The following is a 15,080-nucleotide window of genomic DNA, read 5'->3' as shown; positions in this document are numbered from 1 at the left end:
TCGAAGGAGCACCATGTCCAACCTCGTCGTCCCCGCCCCCGCCGCCACCGCAGCCCCCGCCGAGACCCGTCCGAAGAAGCCGCGCACCGGAGTCGTCGCCTCCCGGCGCGCCCGCTGGGGCTGGGTCTTCGTCGCCCCGTTCGGGATCTTCCTCGTGGTCTTCCTGATCACGCCGCTGATCTACTCGTTCATCCTGAGCCTGCAGAACAAGACCGTCGCCACCGGCAATCAGTGGGTCTGGTTCGCGAACTACGCCAAGGCCTTCTCGGACCCCCTCTTCCTCGAGGGCGTCTGGCTGGTGGTGCGCTTCGCCCTCATCCTGATCCCGATCCAGATGCTGGTCTCGCTGATCGCCGCGCTGATGCTGGACGCGCTCACCTCGCGGTTCTCGCGGTTCGCCCGGCTGATGATCTTCGTGCCCTACGCGGTGCCCGCGGTCATCGGCGCGCTGATGTGGGGCTTCCTCTACAGCCCGTCCTTCGGCCCCGCCACGGAGGTGTTCGGCTGGCTCGGTCTCGACGCGCCGAACCTGCTCGGCAAGGACTCGATCTTCGGCAGCCTGGTCAACGTCGTCACCTGGCAGTGGGCCGGCTACTACATGATCATCATCTACGCGGCCCTGCAGGGCATCGACCCCGCGGTCTACGAGGCGGCACGCCTGGACGGCGCGAGCGCGATCCAGACGGCGCTGCGGATCAAGATCCCGATGATCTCCTCCTCGATGGTGCTGATCCTCGTCTTCGCCCTCATCGGCACGCTGCAGTTCTTCACCGAGCCGCAGATCCTGCGCTCGCTGGCGTCGGGCTCGATCGACGCGTCGTACACGCCGAACATCTACGCGTACACCCTCGCCTTCTCCTACAACCAGTTCAACTACGCCTCCGCGATCTCCTTCGCGCTGGGTCTCGTGGTGTTCCTCGGGTCCTACCTGTTCCTGATGGCCACCAAGAAGAGGAACGGACTCTCATGAGCACCCTCTCGCTCGCCCCCAAGCGCGACCGCGTCCAGCGACGCGACGACGCCGTCCGGGCGCGGAGCCGCCGCGGCGGCCGCCAGCTGCTCCCGCACGTGATCCTGCTCGCCTTCGTCGTCTACTTCGCGCTCCCGTTCTGGTGGCTCGTCGTGGCCTCGACCAAGGACCAGGTCGGCCTGTTCTCGGGCACCGTCAGCCCGCTGTGGTTCGGCGACTCCTTCGAGTTCTTCACCAACATCGGCTCGCTGTTCACCTACTCGAACGGCCTCTACTGGAAGTGGCTCGGCAACTCGTTCCTCTACGCCTTCGCCGGCGGACTCGGAGCGACGGTGCTGTCGGTGCTCGCCGGCTACGGCTTCGCGGCGTACGCCTTCAAGGGCCGCAACGCCTTCTTCTCGCTGGTCCTGGGGTCGGTGATGGTGCCGGCGACGGCCCTGGTCATCCCGCTCTTCGTCATGTTCAGCACCGCCCAGCTCACCAACACCGTGTGGGCGGTCATCCTGCCCTCGATGCTCAATCCGTTCGCCGTCTACCTCATGCGCGTCTACACGCAGGACGCGGTGCCGGAGGAGATGCTCGACGCCGCCCGGATGGACGGAGCCGGCGAGATCACGGTCTTCTTCCGCGTCGCCCTGCCGCTGCTGCGCCCCGCACTCGTGACGGTGCTGCTGCTCTCCGTCGTCGGGACCTGGAACAACTACTTCCTCCCCCTCGTGATGCTCTCGAACTCGCAGCTCTTCCCGGTCACCGTCGGACTCGGCACCTGGCAGACCCAGGCGTCGGTCAACACCGGCGGCCAGTCGCTGTGGAACCTCGTCATCGTCGGCGCCCTGATCTCCGTCATCCCGCTGATCGTCTCGTTCCTCACCCTGCAGAAGTACTGGCAGGGCGGACTCTCCATCGGCTCCGTCAAGTGACGCCGACCGGCGCCGGGACTCCCGCATCACCGCTCACCTCAGCACGATCCAGAAAGGCTCTGCCATGACCGACGCCTCCCGCGCCGTCTCCCCGCCCGCGACCGCGCGCATCTCCCTCGACCCGGCCGCGGTCGTCGCCCCCGTGAATCCGCGGTTGTTCGGCTCGTTCGTCGAGCACCTGGGCCGCTGCGTCTACGACGGGATCTACGAGCCCGGGCACCCCACCGCGAACGAGGACGGCTTCCGCCTGGACGTGGTCGAGCTGGTCAAGGAGCTCGGCTCGACCACCGTCCGCTACCCCGGCGGGAACTTCGTCTCCGGCTACCGCTGGGAGGACGGCGTCGGACCGCGCGAGGACCGCCCGCGCCGCCGCGACCTGGCCTGGCACTCCCTCGAGACCAACGAGGTGGGCCTGGACGATTTCGCCAAGTGGGCGAAGCTCACCGGCAGCGAGATCATGTACGCCGTCAACCTCGGCACCCGCGGCGTCCTCGAGGCCCTCGACGTCCTCGAGTACGCGAACGGCAAGGCCGGCACGTTCCTCGCCGACCAGCGGATCGCGAACGGGTCGCCGGAGCCGCACGACATCCGCATGTGGTGCCTGGGCAACGAGATGGACGGCCCCTGGCAGGTCGGCCACATGAACGCCGACGACTACGGCAAGCTCGCCTCCCGCACCGCCAAGGCCCTCAAGATCGCCGACCCGTCCCTCGAGCTCGTGATCTGCGGGTCGTCGGGCTCGTCGATGCCGACCTTCGGCGAGTGGGAGCGCGTGGTCCTCGAGCACGCCTACGACGACGTCGAGTACGTCTCCTGCCACGCCTACTACCAGGAGTACGACGGCGACCTCGGGTCGTTCCTCGCGTCCTCGCTCGACATGGAGTACTTCATCTCCACGGTCGCGGCCACCGTCGACCACGTGAAGCACAAGCTGAAGAAGTCGAAGGACATCAAGCTGTCCTTCGACGAGTGGAACATCTGGTACCTCCAGGAGCACCAGGAGGAGGAGGCCGCTCTCGCCGCCGCCGACACCGCCGGTGCCCGGGAGTGGCCGTACGCGCCGCGCCTGCTCGAGGACGTGTACTCCGTGGCCGACGCGGTCGTGCTCGGCAACCTGATGATCACGCTGCTGAAGAACTCCGACCGCGTCACCTCCGCGTCGCTCGCGCAGCTCGTCAACGTGATCGCGCCGATCATGACCGAGCCGGGCGGAGCGGCCTGGCGGCAGACCACGTTCTTCCCGTTCTCCACCACCGCGCGCCTCGCGTCCGGCTCGGTGCTACGGCCGCGCATCGAGGTCGGCTCGTACTCCACCGCCCGGCACGGCGACGCGCCGCTGGTCGACTCGGTGGCCACGCTCGACGACGGCCGCGCGGCCGTGTTCCTGGTGAACCGCTCGACGACGGAGGCGCTCGAGGTGACCGTTGACGTCAGCGGCCTCGGCGTCACGACCGTCGCGGAGGCCGTCGGGATCTTCGACGAGGACGTCTACGCGAAGAACACCAAGGACGACCAGAACAGGGTGGGCCTGAAGCCCGTCGACGCCGAGCTGGCCGACGGGGTGCTGACGCTGACGCTTCCGCCGGTCTCCTGGACGGCGGTCTCCCTGACGGCGTAGCGCCCGGCCGGGGTGGGTCTCGATACGCGGGCCTGCGGCCCGCTACTCGACCAGCATGGAAGGCGAGCTGCGCTCCCTGTTCTCCACGGCCCCTGCCTGCGAGGGCGCGGGCGCGGATGCGGGCGCTCCATGCTGATCGAGTAGCCCGCGCAGCGGGCGTATCGAGATCCCCCACCGCAGGCACCTCGGCCGCCGGGTCTCGATACGCGGACCTGCGCTCTGCGGGCGGCGCGGACGGCCGGTCAGTCCCGGTAGCCCTCGATGATCTGGCGGGCGAGGGTCGTGATCGGCGTGGAGGTCGAGCGCGAGCGGGAGCGGAGGATCTCGAAGGCGCGGTCGACGGTGGTGCGCTGGGAGTAGGCGATGATGCCCTTCGCCTGCTCGATCAGGACGCGGCTGTCGAGGGCGCGCTGCAGCTGCTCCTGGGTGACGGTGCTCTCGCGGAGCGCGCGCTGGTGCAGGATGCCGATCGTCGCGACGTCGGCGAAGGCCTGCACGACGGCGATGTCGTCGGGGTCGAGGGTGCCGGTGCCGGCCTGGAAGAGGTTGAGCGAGCCGATCGTGGTGCCCCGCGAGCGCATCGGCACGCAGTGCGCGGCCCGGACGCCGAGGTCGCGCGAGCGGGTGCGGAACTCGGCCCAGCGGTCGTCGACCGCGAACGTGTCCGGCACGATGACGGGGCGCCCGGTGTCGTAGCACTCGATGCACGGGCCGGCGGTCTCGAGCTGCAGCAGCTCGATCAGGCGGGTGTCCTCGTCCGTCGAGGCGAGCACCTCGAGCGTGCCCTCGGGGCTGGCGAGCACCAGGCCCGCCGAGACCGCGTCGAAGAGGGTCGCGCTGCTCTCGACGAGCGTCTGCGCGAAGTCGACGACGTCGTAGTCGTCGACGAGCGTGTCGGAGAGGGCCACGAAGGTCGCGATGACGCTCCGCTCGCGGGAGTTGATCACCATGAGTCGTCCTGAACGGTGAGCGGGCGGTCGGGGAAGCCGTCCTGGCGAGCGACGATGTCCTGGGCGACGTCGACGAGGGGGCGGTGCTGGGCGAACGCGTGGGCCCTCAGCAGCACGAGGGCGTCGTCCGAGTCGATGCGGTAGCGGGCGATGATCATGCCGGTCGCCTGGTGGACGACCCTCCGGGACCCGGGGTTGCTGCTCACCTCGTCCGCGTCGTCGTGGAGCACCGCGGCGAGCACCCGGAGCGAGGTGGCGGGCGACTGCGCCGAGATCTCGGTGAGCGCGGCGTCGTCGAGGGTGATCGGGGCGCGGGTGTAGAGGTCGACGGCGCCGATCGAGAGCCCGGCGAAGGTGAGCGGGAAGGCGAACACCGAGCGCACGTCGAGGGCGTCCACCGCCTCGGCGAAGAGCGGCCAGCGAACGTCGGTGCCGGTGTCGAGCAGGGACACGGGGGCGCCCGCGGCGATCGCGTCCCAGCAGGGGCCCTGGCCGAGGTCGAGCTGGATCTCGTCGAGCCGCGCGGCCGTCGGGTCGCTGGCGGCGATCGTCTCGCCGCCGAAGGTGCGGCCGAGGGTGGAGATGGCGACGCCGTCGATCGGGTACCCGCGCAGATACGGGTCGCAGAGGACGGCGGAATCGGTCATCGCGCCTACCCTAGCCGCCGCGGTGCCGGGACGCGCGGGCCGGAGCGACGAGGCGGCCGCCGGCAGCGTCGACGCGTCGGCGTCGGCTCCGCGCCGTTCAGGCCGCGTCGGGTGTGTCGTCGTCCTCGGCGTCGTTCGTGAGGATCGTGATCGCCGTGAACGGGGTGATCAGGATGAGCGCGGTGCTGGCGCGGCCCTCGCCGTGGTTCACGGTGAGCCACTGCGGGGTCTCCGCGGCGAGGGCGGCGTCCACTTCGACCCGGAACTGGGCGGCGGTGCGGTCGCTCACCGTGTAGGGCGCTCCGTCGTAGAGGATGTCGAGCCGGCGCATCAGTGCGCTTCCCGGTCGATCGTGCGGACGTGCTCGGTGTCGGGCTCGGCGACGACGTAGAGGCCGCCGGCGGAGTTGGCGAGATCGGTGAGCGCGGCGATCCACGCCGGGTTGATGCGGGGCATCCGCCCGCCGAAGTACTTGTAGCGCAGGCCGACCGCGGGGTGCAGCCAGATGGCGCTGCGGCCGTCGCCCATGCTGTGGTCGTCGCGCCAGCTGAGCAGGAAGGACTCGTTGCGGCGGAGCTTCGCGGTGATGACGATCTGCAGGTGCGCGAGCACCCTGTCCTCGAAGTCGATCTCGACGGATCCGTCGTAGAACAGTTTTCCCATCGCCGTCTCCAGCCTTCGTCACAGCCGGCGGGCGCCCGCGTGATCGACACCTTTCTCCAGTTCGACTCGGGCGGCAACCCCGACGGACTCTCGCTTCCCTTCCGTCCGCTCCCCGTCCTGTCAAGGACCTCCCCCGGCGCGGGGACTGCGACCGAGCATGGTCGGCATGAAGCACATCCTCTTCGCGGACAAGACGATCCTGCTCGGGGACGACGCGGCGGACGCCCTGGTGGCGTACCTCCCGGTCGAGGGCTGATGGGAAAGGAGTCGACATGGTCTGCGAGTTCCCGGTGTGGGTGCACCTGGCCCGGAAGACGCCGGTGCGCGCGGCCGTGCGGGGCCGGGTCTACGAGATCGGCGCTCCGGAGCGCCCGGACGGCGAGGTGCTGCTGACGGTCTGGACCGGGGGGCGCGCCGTCGGTCAGGTGCTGGCGACGGAGCCGCCGGTCTTCCGCCGCCTCGGCCCGCGGGCCGCCGCTGAGCCGCAGCCCGTGAGCGGCATCCCCGACCTCCTGGAGTGCGCGGCCGGGCTGCGTTAGACCGAGCGGGTCCGGGTGCGTGCCGGTCGAGTGGCCCCGCGGGGGCGCATCGGGCGAGGGGTGGATCTCGATACGTGTCGGCGGCGCCGCGAGATGCCACTTGTGAGCGCAACACGCCGAGGAATGCGTGCACAAGTGGCATCTCGCGGAGCGGGGAGGGGGGTCACTGCCAGAGGACGATGCGGTGGCCGGCGACGTCGGCCACCAGCGCGGGGGTGTCGTAGAGCGCCTCGAGGTGGGGGGCGGTGAGGACCTCGGCGACCGGGCCGTGGTGGGCGATGCGGCCGTCGCGGACGGCGACGATGCGGTCGGCGAACCGGGCGGCGACGTTGATGTCGTGCAGGACCACGACGATCGTCATCCCCCGCTCGTCGGCGAGGCGGCGCAGGAGCTTCATCAGCACGACGCCGTGGCGCGGGTCGAGGTTGTTCAGCGGCTCGTCGAGGAGGAGGTGGTCGGTGTCCTGCGCGAGGGCCATCGCGACGAAGGCGCGCTGGCGCTGGCCGCCGGAGAGCTCGTCGAGGAAGCGCTCGCGGACGGCCGAGAGGTCCAGCGCGGCGATCGCGGCGTCGACGTGGGCGCGGTCCTCGGGGGAGGTGCCACGGCCGCCGTGCGGGAAGCGGCCGTAGGCGACGAGGTCCTCCACGCTCAGGCGGATGGCGACGTGGTTGTCCTGGCGGAGGATCGCCAGGCGCCGGGCGATGTCGCGGGAGCGGGTGGTCGCGACGTCGAGGCCGTCGACGCCGACGCTGCCGGCGGTCGGCTTCACCAGGCGGCCGATGGTGGCGAGGAGGGTCGACTTGCCGGAGCCGTTCGGGCCGATGATCGCGGTGAGGCCCGCCTCGAGGGCCAGCGTGACGTCGTCGACGGCGACGACGCTCCCGTGCCGGGTGGTGACGGCGGTGGTCTGAATCATGTCAGCGGGCCCTTCCGGTGAGCACGAGGAGGAGGAAGAGGAGGCCGCCGGCGAACTCGATGACGACCGGCAGCTCGGTGCCGAAGCCGAGCACGCGGTCGAGCACGAGCTGACCGCCGACGAGGGCGACCACTCCGACCGCGACCGCCGCCGGAATGCTGCGCAGGTGCCGGTGGCCGACGACGGTGTAGGCGACGTTCGCGACGATCAGGCCGAAGAAGGCGACCGGGCCCACGAGCGCGGTCGAGGCCGCCACCATCACCGCGACCGCGACGATCACGTGCATCACGGTGCGGCGGTGCTCGACTCCGAGCGAGACGGCGGTCGCCTCGCCGAGCGCGAGCACGTCGAGGGAGCGGCGGATCGGCCAGAGGGAGGCGATCGCCGCGGCGACGAGCACGCCGGTCGGCAGCAGCAGCTCGCGGTCGACGGAGGTGAAGCTCGCGAAGGTCAGGTTCTGCACGACGGCGAAGGTGTCCGGATCGAGGAGGCGCTGCAGGAAGCCGGTGACCGAGCGCAGCAGCACGCCGAGCACCAGTCCCGCGAGCACGATGACGTGCAGATCGAGTCGGCGGCGGACGAAGAGCCAGGAGTAGAGGGCCGTGACGACGCCGACCATCAGCACGAGCTCGATCAGCCAGGAGGCGAGTGGCGGCGCCGACACCAGCAGGGCGGGGCCGATCGCGAAGGCGGTCACCACCTGCAGCAGCAGGAACACCGCGTCGAAGCCCATGATGCCGGGGGTGAGGATGCGGTTCGCGGTGACGGTCTGGAAGAGGACGGTGCCGACTCCGATCGCCGCGGCCGCGATCACCATGCCGAGAACGGTGCGGGTGCGCAGGCCGAGGGCGTACTCCCAGCGGCCGGGGAGGTCGGTCACAAGATAGAGGGCGACGACGGCGACGGCGATCGCGGCCAGGAGCACCAGGCGCGGGCCGGGGCTGCGCAGAGTCTCCGGACGGAGGGCGCGGGCGGCGCGGCGGGGTGCGAGGGCGGTCACGCGGCGGTCCTCCGACGGGCGGGCCCGATCAGCAGGCGGAGGAAGACGAGACCGCCGAGGATCCCCATCACCAGGGAGATCGGCAGCTCGAACGGGAAGCGGACGGTGCGGGCGACCAGGTCGCAGGCGAGGACCAGGGCCGCTCCGAGCAGGGCGACGAGCGGCACGGAGCGGCGCATGGTGTCGCCGACGAGCCGGCTGACGAGGTTGGGCACGATCAGGCCGAGGAAGGGCAGGGCGCCGGTCACGACGATCATCACTCCGGTGACCGCGGCGATGATGACGACACCGGTGAGCATCACCGCGCGGGTGTCGAGGCCGAGGCCGCGGGCGGTGTCCTCGCCGAGGGCGGCGACGGTGAAGCGGTCGGCGGCGATCCAGGCCACGGCGGCGGCGGCCGCGGCGACGTAGAGCATCTCGTAGCGGCCGCGGAGGATGCCGGAGAAGTCGCCGATGCCCCAGTTCAGGAGCTCCTGCTGGGTGTCGGTGCGGTAGGCGAGGAAGGTGGTGGCGGCGCCGATCACTCCGGAGTAGAGGAGGCCGACGACGGGCACGAGGACGCTGGAGCGCGCCGGGATGCGGCGGGACAGTGCGAGGAAGCCGAGCACGCCCGCGAGGGCGCCGACCGCGGCCAGCGCCGCCTTCGCTCCCATCGGCAGCGCGGGGGCGAGCAGGAGGACGGCGAGCAGGGCGAGGGTCGCGGCATCGGTCGCGCCGGTGGTGCCGGGCTCGACGAGGCGGTTGCGGGTGAGCAGCTGCAGGATCAGGCCAGTGACGGCGAACGCCGCGCCGGCGAGGATCAGGGCGAGGGTGCGGGGGAGGCGGCTCTCGACGAGGACGAACGCGTCGAGCTCGGCGACCCCGAGGAACAGCGAGAGCGTCGCGAGGGCGGCGACGAGCGCCGTCCCCGCGACGATCAGCGCGCGGACGGGAGGACGGACCACGCGGGGAGCGCTCAGCTCTGCATCGCGTCGTGCACGCTCTCGAGCACGTTCTGCACGGCGGTGAGGCCGTTGATCACGATGTAGAGCTCGCTCGCGGGCAGTTGGACGATGCGGTCGTTCTGCGCGGCGGGGGTCTGCGCGACGAGGGCGTTGTCGAGGGTCGCCTCGGCGGTGCTCGCGGCGCCGGTGGCCGCGCCGCGGTCGAAGGCGAAGATCCACTCGGGCGCGGCGGTGAGGAGGAACTCGTTCGTGACGGTGTCGCCGTGCGGAGATCCCTCCGTGCCGGGCAGCTCGGCCGCGGCGACGGCGGGAGTGAAGCCGAGGTCGTCGAAGAAGTAGCCGAAGCGGGAGCCCTCGCCGAAGGCGCTGTACTCGCCGCCGGAGACGGAGAGCACGAGGGCGCTGCCGTCGGCCCGGTCCTCGATGGTCGCGGCGAGCTGCTCGGTGGCGGCGGCCTGGGCGGCGACCTCCTCCTCGCGGTCGAAGATCTCGCCGAGCTGCGTGGCTCGCTCGAGGGCGGCGGCGGGGTCGAAGGTGCCGGCGTAGCTGCCGGTCAGGTCGATCGTGGTGGCGATCTCGGACAGCTCGTCGTACTGGCCGGTGCTGCGCGCGGCGGTGACGATGAGGTCGGGCTCGAGCTCGGCGACGGCCTCGAAGTCGGGCTCGAAGAGCGTGCCGACCTTCGGCAGGTCGGCGTACTCGGCGAGGTAGTCGGGGAGGGTCGCGTCGGGGATCGCGACGACGGCGTCGCCGGCGCCGATGGTGTGCAGGGTGTCGAGCGTGGCGATGTCGAAGGTGACGACGGCGGAGGGGGAGGCGGGCACCTCGACGGAGGTGCGGGCGACGGCCGTGTCCTCCCGGTAGGACTGCTCGCCGTCCTCCTCGACGAGGGTCAGCGTGGGCTTGGCGTTCTCGACGACGATCGTCTCGGCGGCTGCGCTCGTCGCGGCTCCGGAGGCGCCGGACGAGCAGCCGGCGAGGGCGACGGAGGCGGCGGCGAGACCGGCGATCAGCAGGGGGATGCGAGGGCTGGATGTGCGGTGCATGAGGGTAGGCTAGCCTAATTCTCAGTAAGGGTAGCCTCAGTTCTGGTGGCGGGCGGATCTTGATACGCCCGCTGCGCGGGCTACTCGATCAGCAGAAAGGGCCGCTCCGCGGGCTGGCTTGATCGGCATGGATGACCCGCTTCGCGGGCTGCTCGGGCGGGGAATCCATGCTGGTCGAGTAGCCCCGGAGGGGCGTATCGAGACCCGGCGTGCTCGGCTGGGCGGGTCTGCAGGCTGGAGTTCTTGCCTGGGTGGATCTCGATACGCCCGCTGCGCGGGCTACTCGATCAGCATGAGTGGGGCGACTCCGCGGCTACCCGATCAGCGTGCATCTCCGGAGGGGTGGGGTCAGAGGTCGATCGTCAGGGCGGAGGCTGCGGCTCGGGAGACGCAGGGGTACATGACGGGGGAGTCGGGGGACGTCGTCAGGGAGTCGCGGTGGTCGACGGGGCCCGCGAGGACGGGGACGGCGCAGGAGCCGCAGACGCCGCGGAGGCAGGAGCCGGTGACGGGGAGGTCGCGGGAGGTCAGGGCGTGCAGCATCGACTGGCCGGCGCCGACCTCGACGGAGACGTCGGAGCGGGCGCAGTGCACGGTGAAGGGGGCGTTCGGGCGGGCGGCGACGGGCTTGGGCTCGAAGCGCTCGAGGTGCAGGCTGCCCGCGGGCCAGGCGGCCATCGCGGCGGCGATCGCGTCGAGGAAGCGGGCCGGGCCGCAGGCCTGCACGACTCCGGGGCGGGGCCTTGCCAGAAGCGCAGGGAGGTCGAGGCGGCCGCGGAGGCGGACGGAGTCCGGGGCCGCGAAGTTCGGGGCCGCGAAGTTCGGGTCCGCGGAGTTCGAGGCCGGGGAGTCCGGGGCCGGGGAGTGCACGGTGACGCGGTCGCCGAGCGCGTCCAGCTCGCTGCGGAAGGGGACGTGGGCCGCGCTGCGGACGGCGTAGTGCAGGGTCCACGGGGACCCGTCGCGCTCGAGGCGCTGGGCGAGCGGGAGGATCGCGGTGATGCCGATGCCGGCGGCGAGAAGCAGGTGCTCGTCGGCGCTCGCCAGGGGGAAGAGGGAGCGCGGCGGGCGCACGTGCACGGTGGCGCCGACGCGGAGGAAGTCGTGGATGTACATCGAGACGCCGCGCGAGTGCTCCTCGCGGAGGACGGCGATCCGGTAGCGGCGGCGGTCGGCGGGGTCGCCGCAGAGCGAGTACTGCCGCTCCTGCCGGGTGATCAGCTGGACGTCGAGGTGCGCGCCCGGCTCCCAGTCGGGCAGGTCGCCGCCCGCGGGGTCGGCGAGCTCGACGGCGACGACGCCCTCCGCCTGCGGCACGATCGCGGTGACGACGAGCGGGATCCGGCCCGCGCGGTCGCTCACCTCAGCGCCCCGACCGGGCAGTGCGCCGCCACGTCAGTACAGCGTCCGGTAGCCGAGGTCCGAGGCGTCGTCGATCGCGCGCGCGACCTCGGCGCTCAGCCTGGAGGCCTCGGCCCACATCGTACCGGCGCTCGGAACCTCCTCGGCGAGGTCCTGCATCTCCGGGTCCCAGAGCCGCGAGCGCAGCAGGGCCCGGCCGCAGTGCAGGTAGACCTGCTCGATCTCGACGACGGTGGCGAGGTCCGGGACGACGTGGTCCTGCTCGAGCATCGCGAGCAGCTCCGGGTCGTCGGTCACGTACGCCGAGCCGTTGATCCGGAGCGTCTCGGTCATGCCGGGCACGAAGCAGACCAGGCCGACGTGGCCGTTCTCGAGGATGTTGGAGAAGGAGTCGCCGAGGCGGTTGCCGAGGCGGTCAGGGATCACCACGGTTCGGTCGTCGATCGCGCGGACGAAGCCGGGACGGTCGCCGCGCGGCGAGCTGTCGCAGCGGCCGGCGGCGTCGCTGGTGGAGAGGCAGGCGAACGGCGAGTGCGCGAGGAAGACGCGGCAGCTGCGGTCGAGCCGGTCCATGATCTTGTCGCGGGCGGGCTGCTCGGGCTCGCCGAGGACGGCCCGCAGTGCGTCGGGGGAGACGGCGCGGTAGCGGGTCACGCGAGCGCCTCGGCGGGACTCGGCGCGTCCGCGGTCAGGGCTAGCCGGTCCAGCGCCAGCTGCGCGAGCGTCTCGGCGTGCAGGCCGAGCAGCGCGTCGTCGAAGACCGCCGACTCGGAGTGCATCGACGGCGCTCCCTCGGCCGGGACACCGGGCGGGCGGGTGCCGAGGAAGAGGAGGGTGCCGGGGATCTCGTCGAGGACGTAGGCGAAGTCCTCCGACGCCATCGACGGCGCGGGGAGGCGGAGCACGCGGTCGGCGCCGTGCCGGGTGGTGAGTGCGGCGATCACGCGCTCGGTCTCCTCCGGGTCGTTGTGGGTGACGGGGTAGGAGTCGATGAACTCGGTCTCGACGCCGCAGCCGTGCGCCGCGGCGACGCCGGCGGCGAGCTCGGCGAGCGAGGAGCGCACGAGGGCGAAGGTGTCCCGCGAGAGCGTGCGGATGTTGAGCATCAGCTCGACCCGTGCAGCCAGGACGTTGGGCGCGGTCGAGTCGCTGACGATGCTGACCACCGAGACGACGGCGGGGTCGGTCGCCGGGACGCGGCGGGCGACGAAGGTCTGCAGGGCCTGCACCAGGGCGGCCGCCGCGGGGATCGGGTCGACGGCGAGGTGCGGGAACGCGGCATGCCCGCCGGTGCCGGTCACGGTGATCCGCATGCCGCTGGCGCTCGCCATCATCGGGCCGGAGCGGGTGACGAAGAGGCCGGAGTCGGTGGAGCAGTCGACGTGCATCGCGAAGGCGGCGACCGGGCGCTCGCCGGCGGCGTCGAGGACGCCCTCCTCGATCATCAGGCGGCCGCCGGCGAAGCCCTCCTCGCCGGGCTGGAGCATCAGGACGACGGTGCCGGCGAGCTCGTCGCGGCGGGCGGCGAGCAGGCGGGCCGCGCCGATCAGCCCGGCCATGTGCAGGTCGTGACCGCAGGCGTGCATCGCGCCGTTCGTCGCGGCGAAGGGCAGCCCGGTCGCCTCGACGACGGGGAGCGCGTCCATGTCGGCGCGCAGCAGGACGACCGGTCCGGGGCGGCCGCCGCGGAGGACGGCGGTGATCGAGCCGAGGGCGCGGCCGTTCGTGATCTCGAGGCCGAGCGGGGCCAGCTCCTCGAGCAGCAGCGCCTGGGTGCGCGGCAGGGCGAGGCCGAGCTCGGGGTCGGCGTGCAGGCGGCGGCGCAGGCGGACCAGGTCGTCGTGGAGGCCGGGGATCACTGCGGAGTCTCCGGCCGCATCGAGGCGTGCACGCGGCGCATCCGCTGGGCGAGCGCGGGGTTCGAGTACGGCCCCGGCGCGTCCAGCGCCGCGGTGACCCGGTCGACGACCTCGGCCGGCTTGTCCTGGCTCATCTTCTCCTTGGCCTCGAGCCGGGTGACCCGGAGCCGGAAGCCGACCGTGCCGTGCACGATCCGCTCGGCGTAGGCCGAGTTCTCGGCGCTGATCCGGAGGCGGAACGGCTCGGGCAGCTCGTCCTCGAAGTGGTCGACGAGCCGCTCCAGCACGGCGAGGTTCTCCTCGTCGCCGAGCAGCTCGGGCACGCCCCAGACGTGCACGGCGGCGAAGTTCCAGGTCGGCACCGCCCGCGCGACGCCGTACCAGCTGGGCGAGACGTAGCCGTGCGGGCCCTGGAAGACGACGGCCAGCTCGGACTCGCCGAGCCGGTGGGCGCGCTCGTCGGGCCGGCCGACGTGGCTGACCAGCACGAGCTCGTCGGGGTCGGCGCCGGGGAGCGGCTCCTTCAGCAGGAACGGGTAGTGCGAGACGACGACGCCCTCCTCGGTCGCGCTGACCATCGTCGCCCAGGGCGTCGCGCGGATCAGCGCGCGGATCTCGGCGGGGTCGGTCATCGCGTACTCGGTGCTCTCACGCATCGGCGGTCCTCTCGGCGCGGGCGGCGGTCCGAGCCAGGATCGCAGCGAATTCGGGCCAGAGCTCCACCGGGATGTCGTGACCCATCTCTTCGTAGAGGTGCAGCTCGGCCTGGGGCAGGATCCGCGCGGTCTCGAGCGCGGCGCTCCAGTGCAGGCTCTGATCGCCGCGGCCGTGGAGGACGGCGACCGGCACGGTGACCTTCGCCATCGCCTCCCGCCGCTCGAGCGGTCCGCGCAGCAGCGCGTTCCACTGCCGGATCAGCCCGGTCGGGGTGTAGGCGCGGTCGTAGTAGCGGGCGCCGAGGGCGGCGCTCGCCGCCTCGTCGAAGGGGAAGCCGGGCGACTGGTAGTGCCGCTGGCCGCCGACGAACATGGCGATGTAGGCGTCGCGGTCGAGCGACTCCGGGACCTCGGTGATCGGCTCGCCGGTGTGCTCGCCGACCAGGAACTCCGGCGCCGAGCTGAGCGAGGTCGACATCAGGCCGAGCGAGGCGACCCGCTCCGGGTGCAGGATCGCGACCAGCTGCGCGATGTAGCCGCCCATCGACATGCCGGTGAGGTGCGCGCGCGCGATCCCGAGCTCGTCGAGCACGGCGACGACGTCGAGCGCCATGTCCGCGAGGTCGTAGCCGGCCGTGGTGTCCTCCGGGCCGCCGGTCGCCTGGCTGAGGCCGACGTCGCGGTTGTCGGTGCGGACGACGAAGAAGCCGTGCTCGGCGAGCAGCTCGCAGAAGCGGTCGTCCCAGCCGATCAGCTGGGCGCCGCCGCCGTGCAGCAGGACGAGCGGGCGGCCGGACGGGTCGCCCGTCGTCTCGTAGTGCACGGCGATGCCGGCCGGGGTGGTGATCAGGGGCATGGCGGGAGGGTCCTGTCGGGAAGGAGCGAGTGGCTGTGGAGAACGGCCGGGTCTGAGCGGCCTGTGGAGGAGAGGTGTCCTGTGGAGAACGGGTGGGTCTGCGCTGCCTGTGGAGGAGAGTCGGCCTGTGGAGG

The 15,080-nt window shown here is 71.9% G+C and carries 17 protein-coding genes; 4 read left to right on the top strand and 13 right to left on the bottom strand.

Going from position 1 to position 15,080, the window contains the following annotated elements; all coding sequences use genetic code 11:
- Positions 1-13 precede the first annotated feature (13 nt).
- The 3 genes from MT355_RS19200 to MT355_RS19190 all read left to right on the top strand — a co-directional run bounded on the left by MT355_RS19200 (position 14) and on the right by MT355_RS19190 (position 3,508).
- Positions 14-970 carry a carbohydrate ABC transporter permease gene (locus tag MT355_RS19200; RefSeq protein WP_243588067.1) on the top strand — a complete coding sequence of 319 codons (957 nt, stop codon included), beginning with the start codon at positions 14-16 and terminating at the stop codon, positions 968-970.
- A complete protein-coding gene (locus MT355_RS19195) occupies positions 967-1,890 on the top strand; it encodes a carbohydrate ABC transporter permease (RefSeq protein WP_123444558.1) in 924 nt (307 codons plus the stop codon). The genes MT355_RS19200 and MT355_RS19195 overlap by 4 nt, the downstream gene beginning before the upstream one ends.
- Before the next feature lie 64 nt (positions 1,891-1,954).
- Complete coding sequence (locus MT355_RS19190) at positions 1,955-3,508, top strand: alpha-N-arabinofuranosidase (protein ID WP_243600752.1); 1,554 nt, start codon at positions 1,955-1,957, stop codon at positions 3,506-3,508.
- Between the two features lie 242 nt (positions 3,509-3,750).
- On the opposite strand, the gene MT355_RS19185 is transcribed toward MT355_RS19190, so the two are convergent.
- The 4 genes from MT355_RS19185 to MT355_RS19170 all read right to left on the bottom strand — a co-directional run bounded on the left by MT355_RS19185 (position 3,751) and on the right by MT355_RS19170 (position 5,768).
- The gene (locus MT355_RS19185) at positions 3,751-4,458 is read right to left on the bottom strand and encodes a GAF and ANTAR domain-containing protein (protein WP_243600751.1); all 708 of its coding nucleotides are present in this window, start codon (positions 4,456-4,458) and stop codon (positions 3,751-3,753) included.
- Positions 4,452-5,105 carry a GAF and ANTAR domain-containing protein gene (locus tag MT355_RS19180; RefSeq protein ID WP_127887769.1) on the bottom strand — a complete coding sequence of 218 codons (654 nt, stop codon included), beginning with the start codon at positions 5,103-5,105 and terminating at the stop codon, positions 4,452-4,454. The genes MT355_RS19185 and MT355_RS19180 overlap by 7 nt, the downstream gene beginning before the upstream one ends.
- A 97-nt stretch (positions 5,106-5,202) precedes the next feature.
- Positions 5,203-5,436, bottom strand: a complete 234-nt coding sequence (locus tag MT355_RS19175) for a hypothetical protein (protein ID WP_243600750.1) — start codon at positions 5,434-5,436, stop codon at positions 5,203-5,205.
- Positions 5,436-5,768, bottom strand: a complete 333-nt coding sequence (locus MT355_RS19170) for an ATP-dependent DNA ligase (RefSeq protein ID WP_123737630.1) — start codon at positions 5,766-5,768, stop codon at positions 5,436-5,438. Before MT355_RS19170 ends, MT355_RS19175 begins: the two co-directional genes overlap by 1 nt.
- A gap of 272 nt (positions 5,769-6,040) precedes the next feature.
- On the opposite strand from MT355_RS19170, the gene MT355_RS19165 reads away from it, so the two are divergent.
- Complete coding sequence (locus tag MT355_RS19165; RefSeq protein WP_243600749.1) at positions 6,041-6,307, top strand: hypothetical protein; 267 nt, start codon at positions 6,041-6,043, stop codon at positions 6,305-6,307.
- A 163-nt stretch (positions 6,308-6,470) separates the two neighbouring features.
- On the opposite strand, the gene MT355_RS19160 is transcribed toward MT355_RS19165, so the two are convergent.
- From MT355_RS19160 to MT355_RS19120, 9 genes are all read right to left on the bottom strand, one after another.
- A complete protein-coding gene (locus MT355_RS19160; RefSeq protein ID WP_243600748.1) occupies positions 6,471-7,223 on the bottom strand; it encodes an ABC transporter ATP-binding protein in 753 nt (250 codons plus the stop codon).
- 1 nt (position 7,224) lies between these two features.
- Positions 7,225-8,223, bottom strand: coding sequence for an iron chelate uptake ABC transporter family permease subunit (locus MT355_RS19155; protein WP_243600747.1), 999 nt, complete (start codon positions 8,221-8,223; stop codon positions 7,225-7,227).
- Entirely contained in the window at positions 8,220-9,167 is a 948-nt protein-coding gene (locus MT355_RS19150; protein WP_243600746.1) for an iron chelate uptake ABC transporter family permease subunit, read from the bottom strand. The genes MT355_RS19155 and MT355_RS19150 overlap by 4 nt, the downstream gene beginning before the upstream one ends.
- 11 nt (positions 9,168-9,178) lie before the next feature.
- On the bottom strand, positions 9,179-10,213 hold the full coding sequence (locus MT355_RS19145; RefSeq protein ID WP_243600745.1) for a siderophore ABC transporter substrate-binding protein: 1,035 nt from the start codon (positions 10,211-10,213) through the stop codon (positions 9,179-9,181).
- Positions 10,214-10,561: 348 nt separating this feature from the next.
- The gene (locus tag MT355_RS21715) at positions 10,562-11,575 is read right to left on the bottom strand and encodes a PDR/VanB family oxidoreductase (RefSeq protein ID WP_243600744.1); all 1,014 of its coding nucleotides are present in this window, start codon (positions 11,573-11,575) and stop codon (positions 10,562-10,564) included.
- 33 nt (positions 11,576-11,608) lie between these two features.
- Positions 11,609-12,229 carry an MSMEG_1061 family FMN-dependent PPOX-type flavoprotein gene (locus tag MT355_RS19135; protein WP_243600743.1) on the bottom strand — a complete coding sequence of 207 codons (621 nt, stop codon included), beginning with the start codon at positions 12,227-12,229 and terminating at the stop codon, positions 11,609-11,611.
- Positions 12,226-13,434: a M20 family metallopeptidase gene (locus MT355_RS19130; RefSeq protein ID WP_243600742.1), complete on the bottom strand. Its 1,209-nt coding sequence runs from the start codon at positions 13,432-13,434 to the stop codon at positions 12,226-12,228. The genes MT355_RS19135 and MT355_RS19130 overlap by 4 nt, the downstream gene beginning before the upstream one ends.
- Entirely contained in the window at positions 13,431-14,090 is a 660-nt protein-coding gene (locus MT355_RS19125; protein ID WP_243600741.1) for an FMN-binding negative transcriptional regulator, read from the bottom strand. The genes MT355_RS19130 and MT355_RS19125 overlap by 4 nt, the downstream gene beginning before the upstream one ends.
- A complete protein-coding gene (locus MT355_RS19120) occupies positions 14,083-14,946 on the bottom strand; it encodes an alpha/beta fold hydrolase (RefSeq protein ID WP_243600740.1) in 864 nt (287 codons plus the stop codon). The genes MT355_RS19125 and MT355_RS19120 overlap by 8 nt, the downstream gene beginning before the upstream one ends.
- Positions 14,947-15,080: the final 134 nt, after the last annotated feature.

This window comes from Rathayibacter sp. VKM Ac-2929 (assembly GCF_022815495.1).
Classification (GTDB): Bacteria; Actinomycetota; Actinomycetes; order Actinomycetales; family Microbacteriaceae; genus Rathayibacter; species Rathayibacter festucae.
This window is presented reverse-complemented; position numbering and strand designations above follow the sequence as displayed.